The organism is Streptomyces sp. NPDC014894 (assembly GCF_043080985.1).
Lineage (GTDB): Bacteria > Actinomycetota > Actinomycetes > Streptomycetales > Streptomycetaceae > Streptomyces.
Window position 1 is genome coordinate 59,503 of the sequence record NZ_JBIBWD010000011.1, and the last position, 17,455, is coordinate 76,957.

The 17,455-nt window shown below is 72.0% G+C and carries 22 protein-coding genes; all 22 read right to left on the reverse strand.

Features of this window, described 5'->3' with window-relative positions:
• Nucleotides 1-8: 8 nt before the first annotated feature.
• A complete protein-coding gene (locus ACF089_RS25420; protein ID WP_392030763.1) occupies nt 9-593 on the reverse strand; it encodes a histone deacetylase in 585 nt (194 codons plus the stop codon).
• 452 nt (nt 594-1,045) lie between these two features.
• Nucleotides 1,046-1,300: a hypothetical protein gene (locus ACF089_RS25425; protein WP_392030766.1), complete on the reverse strand. Its 255-nt coding sequence runs from the start codon at nt 1,298-1,300 to the stop codon at nt 1,046-1,048.
• Complete coding sequence (locus ACF089_RS25430; RefSeq protein WP_392030769.1) at nt 1,287-1,517, reverse strand: hypothetical protein; 231 nt, start codon at nt 1,515-1,517, stop codon at nt 1,287-1,289. The genes ACF089_RS25425 and ACF089_RS25430 overlap by 14 nt, the downstream gene beginning before the upstream one ends.
• A gap of 108 nt (nt 1,518-1,625) precedes the next feature.
• Nucleotides 1,626-2,489: a peptidoglycan-binding protein gene (locus ACF089_RS25435; protein WP_392030771.1), complete on the reverse strand. Its 864-nt coding sequence runs from the start codon at nt 2,487-2,489 to the stop codon at nt 1,626-1,628.
• Nucleotides 2,490-2,561: 72 nt separating this feature from the next.
• Nucleotides 2,562-3,212 (reverse strand): hypothetical protein, encoded by a 651-nt coding sequence (locus ACF089_RS25440; RefSeq protein ID WP_392030774.1) that lies wholly within the window; start codon nt 3,210-3,212, stop codon nt 2,562-2,564.
• Entirely contained in the window at nt 3,209-3,445 is a 237-nt protein-coding gene (locus ACF089_RS25445; protein WP_392030776.1) for a hypothetical protein, read from the reverse strand. The genes ACF089_RS25440 and ACF089_RS25445 overlap by 4 nt, the downstream gene beginning before the upstream one ends.
• Nucleotides 3,438-5,825 (reverse strand): hypothetical protein, encoded by a 2,388-nt coding sequence (locus tag ACF089_RS25450; protein ID WP_392030779.1) that lies wholly within the window; start codon nt 5,823-5,825, stop codon nt 3,438-3,440. Before ACF089_RS25450 ends, ACF089_RS25445 begins: the two co-directional genes overlap by 8 nt.
• A complete protein-coding gene (locus tag ACF089_RS25455) occupies nt 5,812-6,636 on the reverse strand; it encodes a hypothetical protein (RefSeq protein WP_392030782.1) in 825 nt (274 codons plus the stop codon). The genes ACF089_RS25450 and ACF089_RS25455 overlap by 14 nt, the downstream gene beginning before the upstream one ends.
• A gap of 91 nt (nt 6,637-6,727) precedes the next feature.
• Entirely contained in the window at nt 6,728-7,999 is a 1,272-nt protein-coding gene (locus tag ACF089_RS25460; protein WP_392030785.1) for a hypothetical protein, read from the reverse strand.
• 26 nt (nt 8,000-8,025) lie between these two features.
• The gene (locus ACF089_RS25465) at nt 8,026-8,589 is read right to left on the reverse strand and encodes a hypothetical protein (RefSeq protein WP_392030788.1); all 564 of its coding nucleotides are present in this window, start codon (nt 8,587-8,589) and stop codon (nt 8,026-8,028) included.
• 73 nt (nt 8,590-8,662) lie between these two features.
• On the reverse strand, nt 8,663-9,241 hold the full coding sequence (locus tag ACF089_RS25470) for a hypothetical protein (protein WP_392030791.1): 579 nt from the start codon (nt 9,239-9,241) through the stop codon (nt 8,663-8,665).
• An 85-nt stretch (nt 9,242-9,326) separates the two neighbouring features.
• Nucleotides 9,327-9,464 (reverse strand): hypothetical protein, encoded by a 138-nt coding sequence (locus tag ACF089_RS25475; protein WP_392030794.1) that lies wholly within the window; start codon nt 9,462-9,464, stop codon nt 9,327-9,329.
• 6 nt (nt 9,465-9,470) lie between these two features.
• The gene (locus ACF089_RS25480) at nt 9,471-9,608 is read right to left on the reverse strand and encodes a hypothetical protein (protein ID WP_392030797.1); all 138 of its coding nucleotides are present in this window, start codon (nt 9,606-9,608) and stop codon (nt 9,471-9,473) included.
• 16 nt (nt 9,609-9,624) lie between these two features.
• Entirely contained in the window at nt 9,625-11,874 is a 2,250-nt protein-coding gene (locus tag ACF089_RS25485; protein ID WP_392030800.1) for a hypothetical protein, read from the reverse strand.
• Nucleotides 11,861-13,123 (reverse strand): hypothetical protein, encoded by a 1,263-nt coding sequence (locus tag ACF089_RS25490; RefSeq protein ID WP_392030803.1) that lies wholly within the window; start codon nt 13,121-13,123, stop codon nt 11,861-11,863. The genes ACF089_RS25485 and ACF089_RS25490 overlap by 14 nt, the downstream gene beginning before the upstream one ends.
• A gap of 73 nt (nt 13,124-13,196) precedes the next feature.
• Nucleotides 13,197-13,688, reverse strand: a complete 492-nt coding sequence (locus ACF089_RS25495) for a hypothetical protein (protein ID WP_392030806.1) — start codon at nt 13,686-13,688, stop codon at nt 13,197-13,199.
• A 14-nt stretch (nt 13,689-13,702) separates the two neighbouring features.
• A complete protein-coding gene (locus ACF089_RS25500) occupies nt 13,703-13,993 on the reverse strand; it encodes a hypothetical protein (RefSeq protein WP_392030809.1) in 291 nt (96 codons plus the stop codon).
• A 459-nt stretch (nt 13,994-14,452) separates the two neighbouring features.
• Nucleotides 14,453-15,028, reverse strand: coding sequence for a phage tail protein (locus ACF089_RS25505; RefSeq protein WP_392030812.1), 576 nt, complete (start codon nt 15,026-15,028; stop codon nt 14,453-14,455).
• Nucleotides 15,029-15,238: 210 nt separating this feature from the next.
• Nucleotides 15,239-15,640 carry a hypothetical protein gene (locus tag ACF089_RS25510; RefSeq protein ID WP_392030814.1) on the reverse strand — a complete coding sequence of 134 codons (402 nt, stop codon included), beginning with the start codon at nt 15,638-15,640 and terminating at the stop codon, nt 15,239-15,241.
• Between the two features lie 267 nt (nt 15,641-15,907).
• Nucleotides 15,908-16,120, reverse strand: coding sequence for a helix-turn-helix domain-containing protein (locus ACF089_RS25515; RefSeq protein ID WP_392030817.1), 213 nt, complete (start codon nt 16,118-16,120; stop codon nt 15,908-15,910).
• Nucleotides 16,120-16,644, reverse strand: coding sequence for a hypothetical protein (locus ACF089_RS25520; protein ID WP_392030820.1), 525 nt, complete (start codon nt 16,642-16,644; stop codon nt 16,120-16,122). The genes ACF089_RS25515 and ACF089_RS25520 overlap by 1 nt, the downstream gene beginning before the upstream one ends.
• Nucleotides 16,641-16,946: a hypothetical protein gene (locus tag ACF089_RS25525; RefSeq protein WP_392030823.1), complete on the reverse strand. Its 306-nt coding sequence runs from the start codon at nt 16,944-16,946 to the stop codon at nt 16,641-16,643. The genes ACF089_RS25520 and ACF089_RS25525 overlap by 4 nt, the downstream gene beginning before the upstream one ends.
• Between the last annotated feature and the right edge of the window lie 509 nt (nt 16,947-17,455).

Genomic DNA, 17,455 nt, shown 5'->3' on the forward strand with positions numbered 1-17,455 from the left:
CGCGGGGTTCAGGCCCCGCTCTCCATCAGCCGTGCGGTCTCGTCCGGGGTCCACGCGCCGGCCGCCCCGGGGGCGCCGGACAGATACCGGGCGATGTCCCCGGCGTCCCAGACGCCGGCGGACAGGAGCCCCGAGGCGAGATGCCGCAGGTACACGGCGGAGGGCTTGACCCATGCCACGTCCGTCATCCGCCACGGCGCGGTGAACGTCACGACGGGCAGGCCGTCCAGGAAGCCGGGGCATACGAGCGTTTCGTAGCGACCCGGTCCCAGGACGTCCCGTCCCTCATCGAGGACCGTCCCCAGATCCAGGTCCGGGCCGGGAGTCCGGTACATCTCCTGGGCGGCGATGTCGGAGAACTGCCGCGCGGTGATGAGATGGGCGCGCGCGAGGACTTGGCCGCCGGCGTCGGGATCGTAGAATCCCCGGCCCCCGGTCCAGACCGGCGACCGGGTGGCGAAGTAGAGGGTCCCCGGCAGCTCTACCGCGACGGAGCGTTCCGGAGGGCTGCCGTCCCGGCAGCCGGGGTACGTCCTGTTCGACCCGGGAGGTGTGCCCCCGGCGATGTAGTACCGGAGCCTGCGCTCATCCATGTTGGATCCGTAGGACGCGTACCAGACCCGCGAGGGGCGGTCCGGTCCTTCCCCGGGCGCGGATGTGAGGCGGCGGACGGTACTCAAGATCACTCCGGCGGGACGTCGTGTACGTCGGGGAGACGGGCAGACTTGTCCGGTCGTCGCCCCGGCCCAGTATGGGCCGTGAGCGGGCGCCGCGAGGCAGATCCGCGGTCGGCGGATATGGCCCGAAGAGGGCGACAGGTCTCGCGCGCCGGGTCGTCGGAGACCCCGTTGAGGGGATCCGGTTCCGCGGCGTCTCGCTCCTGTCGATGTTTCACGTGAAACCGCCCGCGGTCGAACTCCGTTGGCGGGAAGTCTGGTTGTACGGGTGTCCGGGACCGGCCCGGGTCCGACAGGAGCCGGTCCCGGCCCGGGCGCCGTCCGCCGGCGCCCCTCTCCCAGGGCGTTGGCGGACGGGCCGGAGTGGGTCAGCGGCCGGTGGATTGCCAGAGGGTCATGGTCAGGGCCGCGCAGGAGGTGAGGGCGGCCAGGGAGGGCAGGGGCCAGCGGGAGCGTTCGAGGGCGTCGAGGCGGTCCTCGTGGTCGCCGAGGGTTTTGTCGGTCTGGTCGGCGCGCTGGAGGAGGAGGGCCAGGTCGCCGCGGGTGGTGGCGAAGCCGACGTCCACGGAGCGGCGCAGCCGTTCGAGTTCGATGGCGACGCCTTCGGCCTCACTGTGATTCATGGGTGTCCTCCTCCTTCCGGCGCAGCCAGGGCGGCAGTATCCGCTCCACCGCCGGTACGGACATCAGCCGGCTGACCGCCCCGGCGACCGCGATCAGCGCGGCGAACGCCGGCAGATCGGCGATCCCGGGCTCGTCGGCGAGCAGGGGAAGTGCGGCGAGCAGGGCGAAGAGGACCTGGACGGCGGTGCGCAGCGCTCTGCGCCTAGGTTCGTTCATGGTGGTGCCTCCGCGGTCAGGCGTGTCGTTCATACGTGGTGCCAGTGGTCTGTTGTCGTGTCGTGTCGTGTCGTGTCGAGGGGCGGGCCGGACCCGGGGTCAGGTGTTTCAGGCCGTACGGGGGACCCGCAGCCGGTCCCAGCTGGCGCGGCCGGGCACCCCGTCGGCGTCCGCGCCGGAGTGGCCGAGCTTGCGCTGCCAGGCGGCGTACGAGGACCGGTCGGCGTCGCTCCACCGGGGGCCGGGCCCGATCGTGTAGCGGCCGCAGCCCTCGGCGACCAGCCGCCGTCCGACCGCCGTGATCAGCGGGCTGCGGCGGCCGGGGACGAAGAACGCGGCGCCGGGGAACGGCTCGTACACCGGTTTCTGCGAGGGAGGGGCCGGGGACGCGGTGCGGAGCCGGGCGGCGACCCGGCCGCGCATCTCCGTCATCGAGAAGGACGGGTCGATCTTGCGCCGGGTCCACTCCTTGTGGGCGACGACGCTCCCGGCGGGCCAGCCGTGCGCCCGGCAGACGGCGGCCGAGACCCGCTCGGCGGCGTCGAGCTGCGCGGCCGGGTAGGGATCGCGGCCGTCGCCCAGGTTCTCGATCTCGAAGCCGTAGAAGTGGGCGTTGCCGTCGACGGCGTCGGGCCCCGGCCGGGCGGGCGTCTGCCCGCCCGCGCGGACGGCCGCGAGCAGGGCGGCGGAGCCCTCGCCGGCGTGGTTGGTCCGCCCGTGTCCGAGCAGATGGACCGTGCCGTCCTTGCCGATCAGGCCGGCGCACAGCGGACCGGGCAGGCTCGGGGTGCCGTCGCGGCACAGGGCGAGGCTGTCGCGGCCAGCGGTGTGATGCAGCATCACACCGTGCACCGGGCCCCAGCGGCCCTTGTGGTTGCGGTTGCGGGTCTTCCAGTCGGGGTGTTCACGAACGCGGACGCCTTCGCCGCGCAGGGCGCGGACGAAGGCGTCGGCGGTCAGGGGTGCGGCCATGGGCGGCGGCCTCCTGAGTGGTGGTGACGGCGGGGAATGGCCGCGCGTACGCGGGGCGCGGGTTCGGAGGGTCTACGGGATGGGGTCGACCCGGATGTAGCGGGTGTCGAAGAAGGCGGTGTTGCCGGCCACGCTCGACCGGTAGGCGGCGGTGGCCGTGTAGACCGCTCCGACCGGCAGCCCGGCGACCAGGAACTGGGTGCCCACCGAGGTCCGGCCGGTGCTGGGCGACGCCGCGGCCTGGGAGTCGGAGGCGACGGCCACCAGCGTCCCGGCGGCGGTGCGGAGGTTGACTCCCATGAAGGCGGAGGCCGCGGTGGTCGAGCAGCGGGTGTAGCTGCCGACCCCGATGACGACCTGCCCCGAGGCGGGCACGGTGAAGGTCGCCGTGAGCGTCCCGCCGCTGCTACTGGCCAGGGTCTCGGTGTAGTTGACGGAGGTGGTGTTGCCGTCGTCCAGGTTCGCGCGGAAGACCGGGACGGGCGCGACCGGCGCCCACGCCGATCCGGTGTAGTACATCAGCCTGCCCGGGGTCCCGATCCAGGCGATCATCCCGGCGGCCGGGGCGGTCAGCTTGGCGTCCCGCGCGGCGGCGTCGGCGAACCGCAGCACGGTCCGGCCGTCGGCGGCCTCCGCGAGGCTCTTGAGATGGGCCGGCAGATCGGCCGGGTCGGTCGGCTGGGGGTAGGGCAGCGCGCTCAGGGGTGTGTACTGGATGGTCATACGGGTTCGTCCTCCTCGGGAATCGCGGTGCCGTTCGGCGGGGTGACCGTCGACGCGCTGGGGGCGGCGGCGCCGGGCTCGGGCACGGCGGGCGCCACGGGCGCGGGCGGGTCCCCCGGCTCCACCACCACCGTCATCGGCGTGGAGTGGCTGGAGCGATCGGGCCCGGCCGGCTGGTCCGGCGGCGCCCCCGGCGCGGGTGCGGCGGGGGCGGTGGTCTCCTGCTCAGACACCGGTGTTCTCCTTCACCTCGCGCCAGGTCCCCCTGGCCGCCAGCAGCGCCGCCAGCGTCGGATACGCCGCGCTCACCGACGAGTAGGCCGCGAACAGATCCGGCGGCGGCGGGACCACCGGCACGTCCGGGGTCAGACCGGTGTCGGCGGGCACGCCGTTGGAGCGGGCGCCCCGCAGACTGAGGGTCTGCTGCACACCGCCGTCACCGCCCGCCGCCGTGGTGATGCCGACGACCCAGGCGAGGGTGTCGAGGGCCGCCCCGCCCAAGTCCCGGATCCGCACCACGTCGCCGAGCTGGACCCTGGGGTCGTAGAGCACCTGCACATCGCCCAGGACCGGCACGGGATACTCGCCCGCCGCGCGCATCGCGTCGGCGAGCTGCTGCGCGGCCCGCGTGTCCTGCACCCACTCGTCGGCCTCGGCGTAGAACTCCTGCCGCCCGAAGAAGCGCTCGCTGGCGCCGCCCGGCCGATAGGACACCGCCTGCCGCTCCACCGGCTCCTTGCTCGGCTTGAGGGTGACGATGCGGACCGACGGCTTGCCGTCCTTGGTGATCGTGTAGAGCCGCTGCGAGGTGCGGTTGGTGAGCCGCAGGACGATGTACCCCTCCTCCCGGCGGATCATCGCGTCCACCGCCCCCTTGACGGCCGTCGCCCCCGCCCCGAGCCTGGCCGCGACCCGGAACGACGACCCGGGGGTGTCGACCGAGTCGTCGTCCGTGTCCGGCGGCCCGATGTCCAGCTCGTCCTCGTCGAAGGTGTACGAGACGGTGAGCGAGCCGTACGCCGGGATCTCCCGGATCTCGCTGTCGTTGACCACCGACCCGGTGACCAGCCCCGCCGCCGACCAGTCCTTGGCCGGCTGCACGCAGTAGTTGCGGCAGGCGTCGATCTCCTCGGAGAGCGTCAGCGAGGCGATGTCCCGTACGGTCGTCAGGGTCAGATCCGGCGAAGTCGGCGCGGTCGCGAAGCGGGTGAAGTTGCGCCAGCGGAACATGCCGCGCTCGTCGATCTCGGCCGTCGACAGACTGGCCTTGGCGATCTGAGTGATCGCCTCCCACTGCGAACCCGACACCTTGGGAATCGTGACCAGCGGCAGGATCGCCTCGTCGAGCACGGCCGTCTTGGTCCAGGCGCCGGTGTGCGCGAACTCCGCCGCCGTGGGCATGGCGGGCAGCCCCGCCGTGACCTGGAGACCCTCGGCCGCCATGGCGGTCACCAGCCGGACCTTCCGCAGCTCGGACGAGACCTGCTGGCCGACCCCGGGGTTCATGGCGGTCGCCGCGCCCACGAAGTGGGAGCCGTCGGGGGCGGTCAGCCGGGGCTGGACCACCGGCTGCACGGTGCCGCCCGAGGCGGTCAGATCGAAGTACGCGCCGAAATGCCACACACCCCGCTGGGCCTTCATCGCGGCGCCCCAGTGACCCCACATCCAGGTCTGCCCCGGAGTGGCGGAGCTCTCGGAGCCGACGGCGATCGTGCCCCCGACGAAGTCCGCCTCGACGAAGAGCGTGCCGGTGGCGGTCCCCGAACGGTTCAGCTCCAGCTCGATCCGCGCCGTGTCGCCCGTCCCCAGCGCGGTGTTCACCCACACCTCGGCGAACAGCCGGCTCCCCGGGCAGGTCACCCTGGAGCGCGGGAACCAGGACATCGACACGCCCTCGCCGCCCGGCGGCGTACCCCTCGGCACCAGCGCCATCTCATGCGGCGCACCGGTCCTGGTCCAGGTGTAGTGCCGCGGATCGGGCAGCTCCTCCGGCATCCCGTACGGGGTGGCGAAGCCGCCGTGCAAGGTGGCGTGCACCAGCGTCAGCGGCTGGTCCGGCTGGAACTCCGGGGCGCGCGGCGGCGGCGAGCTGTGGATGCCGGCCTGGCGCAGCAGCTCGTCCACACACCAGGTGGCGGTGGCCACCGGCCGCCGCCAATTCAGCCCGGTGTACGGACGGGGAAGCTCCGCCGGACCGCGCAGCCGCTCCGCGCCGTCCAGCGCGGACAGCTCCACGGTGTCGGAGCCGGACGCCGCCGACCTGCCGCGCAGCGTGCCCCGGAACGACGGCAGCGCGCCGCCGCTCCCGACCCCGGCCTCATGCACCACCGACTGGCCCGGCCGCGCCACATCGCCGCTGGCGCGCTGCGCCCACGGCGAGTACAGCTCGGGCGACGACTTGCCGCCCGTACCCGACAGCTGAAGCTGCAACTGGGCGGCGGAGCTGCCCGCGAAGGCGCGCATCGCCTCCGGCAGATCGGTCGCGTAGGAGCGTTCCAGCTGCCAGGACTGCACCTGCGCGGAGACATCCTGGCCGCCGAGCCGCGTGGTGTGGGTGACCGTGCGCTCGCCGGCGGCGAGCGCCGCCTTGGTGGTCTCGTCAGCCGGTTGCACTGGACACCTCCACCAGATCGAGGCTGATCGAGCGGTAGGGCTGGGGGCGGGCCGGGGTGTCGCTGTAGTCGGTGACGGCCATCGGCGGCATCCCGTCGCCCGGCACGTCCTGCTCGGCGTGGCCGCCGTAGGTCAGACAGGCCCCGGCGAGCGAGTAGGTGCCGGCGATCCCGGGGGCCGCGCAGGGGGTGACGAGCGCGGCGTCGGCCGGGACGGTGGCGGTGACCAGCGGGCCGTTGACGCTGACGGTCGACAGATAGGCGCCGTCCGCCTTCTTGAAGTCGACCTGGGCCGTGACCGTGGGCAGCGCCGCGAAGGCCGCCGGGGCGTGGAACGACACGCGCATACCGGGGGCCACCGGGAAGTTGGACCAGATACGGGCCCGCCAGGCGAGTTTGCTCGTGGCGTCGGCGGCGGTGAAGGAGAACACGCCGGGCGCCGTCGCCGACTCCACGACCGTGCCGTTCGCCGACACCTTGAACCACTGATTCATCCCGGTCGCGCCCGGGTCGCCCTTCCCGGCCGCCTGCCGCGGATCCAGCGCGTTTCCCGCCGCCGGGTCCACCAGCACCAGCGGCCCCGGCCCGTCGAGCCGCCGGGCCAGCCGGTCCAGCAGCCGGGCGTGGCGGGGCGCGAGCAGGTCCCAGCCGAGTTTGATCCTCCGTACGGGAGAGGGGTTGCGGGTCAGGGTGACCCGGCCGCCCAGCGACTTGAACTCGTTGACGCCCAGTTCGGCGGTCCGGTCGAAGGTCTTGGCGGCCTGGTCGATCTCGTACAGGGCGCCGGGTGTGCCGATCCAGAGGGTGCCCATGGGTCTCACCTCGTCTCATGTCTTCGTCAGCGCGTGACGAGAGCCGGCCGCGGGGGAGTGCGGCCGGCTCTCGGGGGTGCGGTTCGGGTGGTTATCGGCGGGCGAGCTGCCGCTGTCCCATGAAGACCGCGCGGGCGATGGTCTGGCTGTCCACCTTCACCAGCACGGGCCGGTCCGCGAGCTTCTCCACGGCGGCGGCCAGCCTGCGCAGCTCGGGGCCCGATCCCGTCATCCCGCCGAGCTTGCTCAGCGGGATGACGGCCTCCGCCTCGCCCGCCTCGGCGACCAGCGCGAGGGTGCCGCCGGAGCGCGGCTGGACGATGCCGCCCTCGGCGAGCTTGGGAACGGGGATGGTCGGAAGGTCCGGCGAGGAGAACTTCTTCCCGCCGAGGACCGGAACCCAGTCGGGCACCGAGATCTCGATGTTGTTCCAGGCCCGGATCAGGACGTTCAGGGCCTCGGCCATCATCCGGGAGGGGGTGAGCATCATGTTTCCGATGCTCCTGAGCACCGGCTCCAGGAACTTCCAGGCCGCGGAGGCGGCGTCGCGGATTCCCTTCCAGGCGATGGAGAGGCCCTTGGAGAGCGCCTTGCCGATCTTGTCCAGATCGACGAACTTGAGGATCAGCGGCGCGAGCAGCGCCATGATCAGACCGATCGGGTTGGCCGCCATGACGAGGTTGAGGCCGCGCTGGGCGACGGACGCGCCCCGTGCTCCCCTGCTGAAGTTGCCCATCGCCTTGTCACCGCGATCGGCGTTCTTGCCCGCGTTGCCGACGGACTTCTCGACCGCGTCGGCCTGGGTCTTGACCCCCTGCAGGGCGGTCCTCGCCCGGTTGGCCGAGCCGCGCAGCCGGTCCAGGGAGGAACGGAACCGGTCGGACCCGGTCCGGGCCTGGCCCAGGGAGGTGTTCGCCCCGCGTACGCCGGTGTTGAGCCTGCCGACGGCGCTGGCGCTGCTCGTCGACGAGCTGCGGATTCTGCCGATGGAAGTGCCGGCGTTGTTGGCGGAGGTGCGCAGACGGCCGATCGAGGTGTTGGCGTTGTTGGTGGAGGTACGGAGGCGGCCGATGGAGATGTTGGCGCTGTTGGCTGAGGTGCGGACGCGTCCCACGGAGCCCGACGCCGTGCCGGCGTTGCGCTGGAGCGTGCCGAGACCGGTGCCCGCCTGGCCGGCCGTGGTGCGGAGGCGGCCGACGGATGTGCTGGCCTGATTGGCGGAGGTACGGACCCGGCCGACGGACCCCGCCGCCGAGCCCGCGTTGCGCTGGAGCGTGCCGAGGCCGCCCCCGGCCTGGGAGGCGGCGGTCCGCATGCGGCCCAGTTGGGTGACCGCCGCGCTGAGTTTCTGATTGAGAGCCATGGATCACTCCTGGAGAAGGGGCGGGGTCAGATTTGGCTTTCCACCGAGCGGAGCCGTTCCTCGAGCGCCTGCATGGCGAGCGAGGCGCGGTGCGCGCCTTCGCTCAGGTCGCCGATGTCTCTGTTCTGGGTCGAATTGGCGCTCTGGACGGCCGATTTATCGGCCTTCAGCCGGAGCTTTCCTTCGATTTCTTCGGACAGATTCCCGATGCGGGTGCCGATGGCCTCGACGTCGGTCGCGTGGGCCGTTCGGTCGGTTGTGGCCGTGCCGCGTATTTTTACGATGTCGGCGTCCAGGCCGATAATGCTCCGGCGCAACTGCTCGGGGAGCATTTCTCCGCGCTGGAGACGCCGTTCCTCCCGCTTGGCGATCGGGTCCCAGAAGGTGTGTTCGAGCTTGATTCCAGTGACCTCGGCGTTGAAGACATTCGCTGCGGCGACCGCGGCATTCGATTCGGTCTTGACGCCGGAAATCTCGAACTGCTTGAAGTACTCCTTCTTCACCATGTTCTCGTAGAAGGTGTCCCAGCTCTTCTTGAGGACATCTATCTCGGAAGGGTCGCCCTTCTTGTCTTCCTTTTCCTGTGACATGTTTCTCACCTGCCGTTCGGCATGAGAAAGGGGCGTCTCTTCCGAGACGCCCCTTCGGTGGATTCGCGATGGTTCAGGGTGTGATCGAGACCTTCCACCGCTCGGTGGTGAGGACGGTGACATAGCCCCGGTGCGGCAGTGGCAGTGTCCCCGCCCGCTGCCCGTGGGTCGAGACGCTGACGGATTCGAGCGGTGCGCCGTCACTGGGGCAGTAGACGATGTGCCCGATCCCCTGGAGTTCGTAGTGCAGCAGGGCGGGTTCCGGCCGGCCGGCGGGCGGGCTGTAGCTGAAGGACTCCGTCTCCTCCCCCTCGGCGGTCTCCGTCGACAGCGCCGGCAGGGCCGTGCCCGGGATGACTCGTACCTTCCAGCGGTGGAAGCCGCTCGCGCCCTCGTGACCTCTGTGGCGCCGGATCAGCAGGGAGTCGAAATCCGGGGGAAGGACCACGCGCTGCGCCGCGCGGTCGGCGGTCGTCAGGAGAAACCCTCCGGTGTCGCGGCCCTCCGTACCCGATCTGACGGGCTGGACGATGAACATCGTGGTGAATCCACCGCGTATCTCCAGAGGCACGGGCTTCCCCGCCCCGGCGCCGGCGATCCTGACCTCTCTGCTTCTCCAGCCCGACCAGACGCCCGGTCCGGTGTCTGCCATGGTGATCCTCTCGCCAGACGGAAAGTCTCGGTGCCGCGTCAGAGGATCTCACCGCTCTCCGCGGCCCGCCGCGACTTCCGCCGGCTCAGACCGGGAGCGCCCCTTCCCCGGCCTGCGCGCCGGCCGCCGGCGGGGGCGTCGGCTCCGGCTCCCGGTGCAGCAGATACCCCGGCAGCAGCTCCGCCAGCCGTCTGGCCAGCGCTTCGATTTCGGCTTCGGTCATGACGTGCTACTCCTCGGTCGGCTTGGGCGTCTCGCTGTCTCCGTAGCCGGTTTCGGGGGAGCCCACGGAGACATGAGGGGGATCGCGGCGGATCAGGCGTGCGGCCAGTTCGAGGGCCAGGGACTGGATCTCCGCTTCGGTCATCGGAGTTCTCCTCGGTTCAGGTCAGGGATCCGGACACCGGCGGGTCCGGGTTGATGCCCGTGTCGGTCGGGACGCCGTTGTAGGCGGTGCCGCGCAGGGTCAGGGTCTGTTTGATCGCCTGGCCCTCGGCCTGGGTCTTGACGCCGACGACCCAGGCGAGGGTGTCGAGGACCGCGCCGGTGTGGTCCCGGACCCGGACGACGTCGCCGAGCTGGATCCTGGGGTCGGCGAGGATCTCCACGTCCTGGAGCAGCGGCACCGGGTAGGCCCCGGCGGTGCGCAGCGCGCCGGCGATGCCGCTCGCGGCCGTGTTGTCCTGGACCCAGCCCTCCGGATCGTGTTCGTAGAGCTGGACTCCGTAGTAGCCCTGGCTGGACGTGTTCCAGGCGGCGTACCAGTGGTTGGTGGGCTCGGAGTTCTCCACGGTGGGGACGAGCATGTCGATCGAGAGCGTGCTGCCGCCGGCGGAGCGCAGCCAGACCGGTGTCGTGCCGCGGTTGCGCATGGTGACCGTCACGATGCCGTCGGAGCGGACCGTGCCGACCTCGACCACGCCGTGGACGGTGGCCGCCGTGTCGGTGTCGGCGTTGGTGAAGCGGATGCAGCCGGGCATGCCGTCGGTGTAGGTGTGGGGCGGAGGGCAGTCGTACTCGTCGTCGCCCATGCCGAAGACGAGGGTGCCGGTGGCGCCGGGCGCGATGCTCACCTTGGACCTGCTGGACTTGTAGGTCAGTTTGTTGACCTTGACCTTGGTCCAGTTGTCCCATTTCACCGAGCAGTGGTTGCGGCAGGCGTCGATCTCCTCCGTGATGGTGAGCGAGGCCAGTTCGCGGGCGGAGGTCACGGTGAGCTGCGAGGTCGTGGGCGCGGTCGCCCAGCGGCTGCGGTTGCGCCAGCGGAAGATGCCGTTGCCGTCGAACTCGGCGGTGGACAGGGTGGCCCGCGCGATGCCGGTGATCACCTCCCACGCGCTGCCGGAGACGGCCGGGATGACCCGCAGCCCGGTGTCGGGCGGGTCGAGGACGGCCGTCTTCGTCCAGCGTCCCTCCTGGAGGATGTCGGCCGGGGTCGTCGGCACCGAGGTCAACGGCGAGACCTGGAGGCCCTCCACCCGCAGATTCCCGAGCCGCAGGATGACATCGGCCAGATGCCCGGCCAGCACCGCCCCGGCCACCGTGCCCGGGCTGCAGTGCATCCCGGTGCCGTCCGGGTAGCGCACGCGCGCCTCGAACGTGGGCACCCCGCCGCTGGAGAACTTCAGCCAGAAGCCGATGTGCCAGCGCCCGGACTGGCTGGTCAGCGCGGGGATGTTCCAGATGATGCTGCCGTTGCCGGTGGGCGCCTTGTCCTTGCCGCTGAACGCCTGGAGCTGGCCCTTCGCGAAGTCGACGCGGACGGTGGTGTAGTGCATCGTGTGGTCCGACAGCATCCAGGACAGGGTCAGATCGAGCTGACGGGTGCCGGTGGTGGAGCCGGTGTTGTCGAACCAGGCCTCGGCCCACAGCCCGTCGCCGAGCCGGTTCACGGTCCGCACGGCGGGCGTGTACTCGGCGGAGGCGAGGCCCGTCGCGGGCCCCTGGACGGCCGACTCCCAGGGCGCGTTGTTCTTGGTCCACTTGGTCCAGTCGCCGGACAGCGCGGTCAGATAGCCGATGTCGGCGGCGGCCCCGCCGTGCAGGGAGGCGTAGAGAACGCTGGTGGGGCGGGGCGGCGGGCAGGTGTGGATGCCCGCGTTGCGCAGCAGATGGTCCACGCACCAGGTCGGGCTGGCCGTCCAGTTGTTCGCCAGGCTCGGCCCGTACGGCGCGTCCGCGTCGATGCCGCCCGAGGGCCGGGGCAGCCGGGCGGGCATCCGCAGCCGTTCCGCGCCGTCGAGCGCGGTGAGGGAGACCGTGTCGCCGCCGGACTGGGCCGAGCGGGACCGTACCGTACCGCGGAACTGCGGAAGGGTGGAGCCGGCCAGCCCCCAGTTCATGGTGACGGACTGGCGGGGCCGGACGACGTCGCCGGTGGCGCGCGGCGCCCAGGGTCCGTAGAGCGCGGGCGCGGCCTCCCCGTTCGCGCCGCCGAGGGTGAGTTCCAGCTGGGCGCTGGAGGAGCCGGCGAAGGCGCGCATCGCGTCGGGGAGATCGGTGGCGTAGCTCCGGTCCAGGGACCAGGAGGAGATCTGCGCGCCCAGGTCCCGGCCGCCCAGCCGGATCCGCTGGTCGGCGGCGCGTTCGCCGTTCTGCAGGGCTTTGACGAGATAGGGATCAGCCGACTGCATGGGTCACCTCCACCAGCTCCAGCGACGCGTCCCGGGAGTGGAGCTGTCCGGGCCGGACGCTCTGGCCGTAGTCGGTGACGCTGTAGAACGCGCCGCCCTCACCGGCCGGGAGGGCCGGGGCCGGGTCCCAGACCATGAGGGAGGACGTGCCGATCGGCGTCGGCGCGGCGATCGTGCCGTACTGCAGATGGGGGACGACGGAGGCGGCCCCGGCCGGCACGGTCGCGGTGTTGGTCTCCAGGGCCATGCCGGCGAAGGAGCCCGCCGCGTCGAAGAAGGTGAATCCACACCATTTGACCGCGGCGTGTGAGTTGGTGAAGGTGATCAGCCGCCCGGGGAGCACCGGGAATCCCGGGGTGGTGCCGCCCCCGACCCATTCGACCGAGCCGTCGGCGCCCGGGACCGTGATGTGGGCGACGCCGCCGACATCGGTGAGGGTGGTCCCCGTGCCGGGCGAGTACTGGTTCAACGGCGTCCTGCCCTGCTGGGCCGTGACGCCGAGCGCCTGCCGGGAGGCGATCCGCAGCTCGGAGTCGCCGGGGGCGGCGAGTCTGAGCACGGCCGGGCCGATCGGCGTCCTCGTGGTGAGGCCCGCCCTGAGCCTCACCACCGGCCGGACATAGGCCGCCTCCGCCGGAACGGCCCGCTGGATCGGCCGGTCGACCTGGACGGTTGAGGAGGCGCTCGTCAGGGCGGTCCCGTCGGCGCGGTACCAGAGAAGCCGCAGCTCGGCGGCGATCGCCGCCAGGGAGGGGGCCCACCAGCTGACGGTCATGCCGGGCGCGACGGGGTATCCGGTGGCGCCGGGCGCGTTGTAGACCAGGTCCGAGGCGGCCGCGGGAGCGTTGAGGACCACGGACATCGGTCCGTACGGGTTCACCGGGGCGTTCGGGTTCTGCGTGCCGCCGGTGGAGACCATGCTCCCGGACCAGGCGCTCGCCCCGTGGGTGCCGATGACGCCGAGCGCCTGGCTCGGCAGCAGCCAGTTCGCCGAGGCCGGGTCGATCACCGCGACCGGGCCGGGACCGTCCACCCGGCGGGCCAGCCGGTCGAGGTGGGCGAGGTCGTCGGGGAGCATGTTCTGCCAGGCGAGCTTCAGCCGGCGGGGTCTGATCTGGGGGGTCCAGGTGGTGACGCCCCCGGCGAGGGAGCGGAACTCGGTGGTGCCGGACTCGGGGGACCGGTCGAAGGTGGTGGCGGCTTCCTTGAACGCCCGGAGGTGCCCCGGGCGTCCGATCCACATGGTCATGTGCGTATGTCCTTTTCTGGCCGCTGCCTGGCGTGGCCCGGGTGGTCCAGGTGAGCCGGACGGCCCGGGCGGGCTACGAGAAGAAGGCGGCGAGCTGGGCCGGGCTCGGTACGGCGGCTCCGTCGCCCGGCGCGGCGGCGATTTCGTCGTGGCCGACGGGTCCGGGGGCACCGTCGGCACCGGTGGTGCCGGTGGTGCCGGTGGTGCCGGTGTCCACGGGGGTGGCGTCCGGATCCGGCGACCGCCGCGGCGCCGCGCCGCTCTGGCCCGGCCTGGACACCGGCTTCGGGAAGTCCAGCGGGTCGCTGTCCTCGTCGCGGTTGACCGTCGCGAACATCCAGTTGGACTCGGCGAGCTGGTCGATCACCTGGGCGAGCAGATAGTCGGTCGGCGACCACTCGGCGGCCTCGCCGTGCAGCTCGCGCGCGACCGCGCTGTCGCGCGGAAGGTGCCGGAGCAGCACCGCGAGCCGGCGGGAGGAGAGCCGGCCGCGGTGCCAGTCGAGCAGGTCGAGGCCGTAGTGGCGGAGCAGATCAGCCTCAAGGGCCTCGGCGTGTTCGTCCACGAACGCGCCGAGGCTCAGCCTTCCCCCAGGCCGAGCCCGGTCTCCTTGCCGTATGCCTCCAGGATGGCGGCGATGTCCTGCATGGTGACGTCGTGGTGCTCGAACCGGGTGAACTGCCGGTCGCCGAGGAGGAGTCGCAGCAGTCCGTCGACGTCGTTGTCGTCCAGGTCGCGGAGCTTGCGCGCGGTGGCGCGGTTCAGCTCGGTCGGCAGCTCGAAGCTGTCCTCGTCGAGTACGAAGCTCCAGGTGCGGCCGAGCGCTTCGAGGCGCTGGGCACGGGCGGCGTTGACATTGAATCCGGCCATGAGTGTCTCCGTTCGAGTGGTGGAGGAGTGTGGGGGAGGGGAGGGGCCGGGGCGGCCCCGGACGGGGGGAGAGGGAAGGTGTCCGGGGCCGCCCCGAGGGGGTGGATCGGTGAGCGGTCCGATGTGATCGGTGATCGGTGATCGGTGACCGACCGGGCGGGCGGGGCTCGGCGGCCGACGCCCGCCCGGCCGTTGTGTCCGGTACGAGTCCGGCCGCCGTGCCCGGCCGCGGTGCCCGGTCGGCGTGCCCCGTCGCCGTGTCCGGTACGAGTCGGTCGCGTCCGGTCGTATCCCGTACGAAAGCGGTCGCGGCCTCTATGTGTTCGCTCACGACCGGTACACGCCGCTCACCACCGGTACGCCGACCGGTACGCGCACCGCTCACCCGCCGGTACGCACCGCGCGCCCGCCGCTCACGCGCCGATCAGTGCCCGGCCGGCGACCGGCCGGGCGGCCCGGCTACGCGTACGCCGTGGCGTCGTCCTTGATCCGGAAGCTCGCCAGCGGCGCGGTGTCGTCCACGGCCAGGGCCGTGAAGGTGATGCCGAGCCGGACGGCGCCCGTACGGGTCAGGGAGATCTCCTCGGTCTCGGTGACCTGGCCGCGCGGGACCACGAACCGGTACCTGGAGGAGCCGTCCACGAACTCGACGCCGATCGCCCGCTCGTCCGGGCCGGGGGTGTTGGCGAGGTCGTACTTGAACTCGCCGGCGACCGCGCCGGCCGCGACCGCGCCACCGCCCAGGAAGAAGGGCAGCGTGTGCTTGTTCAGCTGGAGCAGCTGGAACTTCACGGTCAGGTCGCGGTCGGAGTAGATGAACCGCGCCGGGCTCACCGACTGCCAGGTGTCGACCGGGTCGATCTTGTCCTTCTTGTTGAACTTGATGCCGTCGGTGGTGGTGTAGCCCAGCTCGGTCCACTTCGCCGCGTCCCAGGCGATGGTGGCATCGGCGGGGGCGGGGGTACCGGCGGCGGCGAAGAGGACCTTGCCCGATCCGGCGACGCGGATTTCCTTGCCGTTGTTGCTTCCAGCCATGTGAACTCCTCAGTTCGTATCGACCAGACAGGCCTGGTCGGCGTGTGGTTGGGGTGACGCGGGGTGGTGCGGATATGGCAAAGGCCCCGCCGGAGAGGCGAGGCCCGTCTGGGGGGTCGGCGCGCGGCCGACCGGGTCGGCGCGGCACCCGGGTACGGCGTGACCGACCGGGTACGACCGGGTACGGCGTGACCGACCGGCTCGGTGCGGCTAACCGGGTCGTACGGAGAGCCGGATCGTCGCGAGGTAGCGGTTTCCGGCGGGCCGGTTGTAGTCGGGCAGCCAGCGCGGCCCGTCCTCCTCGGCGACATCGCTGACGAACGCGGTGCCGTACGAGGTGCCGGTCAGCTCCAGCACGCAGGCCCGGGCGGCCAGCGCCAGGGTGTGGGCCGCGGTCTTGTCCGGCCCGTAGACCTCGAGGTCCAGCAGCGGCCGGTCGACGTTCAGGTCGTCGACCCAGGCGCCACCGACGCGGGAGACGAGGACGGCCCGCTGGGTGCCGTCGAACACGGCCGGCGGGCGGTTGTCGACCGCCGCGCCGGTCAGCTCGGGGCGGGTCTTCAGGAAGTCGACGACGAGTCGTTCGGCGTCGGGGAAGGTCAGGGCTGCCACATGGACGCTCCCTTCTCGGGCTGCTCGGAAGGCAGCGGGGGGCGACTGACGGGACCGGCCCGCCGGGCCGGAACCGCCAGTTCGGACGGCGCGAGGGGTAACGCGAAACGGCAGGTCCGCCGCCCTCGCCTGGTGGCCGTCGGGCGCAGCTCTGCCGCTGCATCAAGTGTGACCCGGGGTGCCGGATCCCGCAACTGACTGTGCGTCAGCACAGCGGAAGGGCCCCGCCGGAGCGTCCGGCGGGGCCCTTCATCTGCGTACGGCCGATCAGCCGGGGGCGAGCCCCGGGGCGATGTCATGGGCGCTGCGTTCGGCCGCGAAGACGTCCTCCAGCCGGTACAGGCTGCGCCTGCCCTGCCGGCCCGCGGTGGCCAGATGGCCGCGCTGCACCCATTTGCGGATGGTCGCGGGGGACACTCCGGCCTCGGAGGCGGCGAGATCCCCGGTGATCAGCGGGGCGCCGAGCGCGGCGGCGGCCATTACGCGACCTCCCGACCGGCCGGGCGGGTGTCCTGGACGGCGGTCGGGCGCTCGCACGCCGGGTTCACACAGCGCACCTCGTCCCGTTCGGGGAAGGCCCGCAGCGAGACCGAGGAGCAGGCCGGGCAGCGGCCGGGCAGCCGGACCATCTGCTCGGGGTCGCCGAGGGCGCGGGCGCAGCGCCTGGCCATCCGCCGGGCCTCGTCCTCGACATGGGCGGCGAGATCGGCGTCGGCGGCGATCCGGTCCAGCAGTCCGGCGATCCGCCGCAGCCGTACGGGAACGGACGCGGGGCGTACGGGGCGCAGGGCGAGGCGCTCGCGTACGGCCTCCTCCAGCTCCGCCACTCCGTCGGTGATGTCGCGCAGGGTGTCGGAGACGAAGAGCCTGACGGGGGTGGAGCCGCCGCCGGTGGGCCGGGGTCCGCGCGGGCCGGCCGGGGCGCGGCCGGGGCTGGGGGCGAGTTCGTCGAGCAGCTCGGGGAAGCGGCGGGCGAGGGCGTCGAGCCAGAGCGCGGTGTTCATACGGCGGCCTCCTCGGGGGCGATCGCGAGGGTGATGGCTGAGGTGAGGGTGAGGGTGACGGCGGCCGGGGGTGCGGCGGGGGCGGGGTCCGGGGCGGGATCCGCGCCCAGGTCCAGGCCCCCGTACAGGTCCCCGTCCAGGTCCAGGTCCAGGTCCGGGTCCGGGGCGAGGTCCAGGTCCAGGTCCAGGTCGAGGTCTCCGTCCGGGTCCGGATCGAGGTCGGTGGCGGTCGCGACGGCTCGGCCGTTGCGCCACAGACGCCCGCCGCTCACGCCGTCGAACCAGGTGCGCTCGGGGTCCACGATGGTTTGGCACTCCTGCCTGATGGGGCAGTAATTGCAGGCGCGCAATGCTGGGGCTGCTTCAGCCGGATTGCGGGTGAAGACGGAACGCTGGGGAAGTTCGGCGCAGGCAGCTGCCCTGCGCCAGTCGAGCCCCTCGGTATTGGCTTCAAACTGCCTGGTCAGAGGAGTTTCAAAGGATGTCGATCGGGTACGCACGTGCAACCCCTCCCTGGGTGTGCGAACATTTGTTCGACAGTTGCGAACGCGAGATCAGGGTTACATGTTGCGAGCGCGTGCGCAAGTGACTACGCTCCGGAGGCAGTGAACACGCAATGTCGTCAATACGCTTCTCCTCGGGGACCGTTCACATCCGGCCCCTGAGGCCGACCCGCACTACGCGCGCGTGCGCACTCCTTTGGGTGCGCACGCGCTCGGTACGCTGTCCCCGCGACGAGGGGAGAGCGAGAACATGGGTTCCAGCTCGTGGGCCAGTGCCCACAATGACCAGGGATTTCGCGGGGAGCAGC

Excerpts from the sequence above, each read along its gene's own strand:
- ACF089_RS25475 (WP_392030794.1), bottom strand. The coding sequence starts at position 9,464 with ATGACCGAAGCCGAAATCGAAGCGCTGGCCAGACGGCTGGCGGAGCTG.
- ACF089_RS25515 (WP_392030817.1), bottom strand. The coding sequence starts at position 16,120 with ATGGCCGCCGCCGCGCTCGGCGCCCCGCTGATCACCGGGGATCTCGCC.
- ACF089_RS25435 (WP_392030771.1), bottom strand. The coding sequence starts at position 2,489 with ATGGCCGCACCCCTGACCGCCGACGCCTTCGTCCGCGCCCTGCGCGGC.
- ACF089_RS25455 (WP_392030782.1), bottom strand. The coding sequence starts at position 6,636 with ATGGGCACCCTCTGGATCGGCACACCCGGCGCCCTGTACGAGATCGAC.
- ACF089_RS25460 (WP_392030785.1), bottom strand. The coding sequence starts at position 7,999 with ATGGCTCTCAATCAGAAACTCAGCGCGGCGGTCACCCAACTGGGCCGC.
- ACF089_RS25490 (WP_392030803.1), bottom strand. The coding sequence starts at position 13,123 with ATGACCATGTGGATCGGACGCCCGGGGCACCTCCGGGCGTTCAAGGAA.
- ACF089_RS25420 (WP_392030763.1), bottom strand. The coding sequence starts at position 593 with ATGGATGAGCGCAGGCTCCGGTACTACATCGCCGGGGGCACACCTCCC.
- ACF089_RS25465 (WP_392030788.1), bottom strand. The coding sequence starts at position 8,589 with ATGTCACAGGAAAAGGAAGACAAGAAGGGCGACCCTTCCGAGATAGAT.
- ACF089_RS25440 (WP_392030774.1), bottom strand. The coding sequence starts at position 3,212 with ATGACCATCCAGTACACACCCCTGAGCGCGCTGCCCTACCCCCAGCCG.
- ACF089_RS25500 (WP_392030809.1), bottom strand. The coding sequence starts at position 13,993 with ATGGCCGGATTCAATGTCAACGCCGCCCGTGCCCAGCGCCTCGAAGCG.
- ACF089_RS25430 (WP_392030769.1), bottom strand. The coding sequence starts at position 1,517 with ATGAACGAACCTAGGCGCAGAGCGCTGCGCACCGCCGTCCAGGTCCTC.
- ACF089_RS25485 (WP_392030800.1), bottom strand. The coding sequence starts at position 11,874 with ATGCAGTCGGCTGATCCCTATCTCGTCAAAGCCCTGCAGAACGGCGAA.
- ACF089_RS25425 (WP_392030766.1), bottom strand. The coding sequence starts at position 1,300 with ATGAATCACAGTGAGGCCGAAGGCGTCGCCATCGAACTCGAACGGCTG.
- ACF089_RS25470 (WP_392030791.1), bottom strand. The coding sequence starts at position 9,241 with ATGGCAGACACCGGACCGGGCGTCTGGTCGGGCTGGAGAAGCAGAGAG.
- ACF089_RS25480 (WP_392030797.1), bottom strand. The coding sequence starts at position 9,608 with ATGACCGAAGCGGAGATCCAGTCCCTGGCCCTCGAACTGGCCGCACGC.
- ACF089_RS25520 (WP_392030820.1), bottom strand. The coding sequence starts at position 16,644 with ATGAACACCGCGCTCTGGCTCGACGCCCTCGCCCGCCGCTTCCCCGAG.
- ACF089_RS25505 (WP_392030812.1), bottom strand. The coding sequence starts at position 15,028 with ATGGCTGGAAGCAACAACGGCAAGGAAATCCGCGTCGCCGGATCGGGC.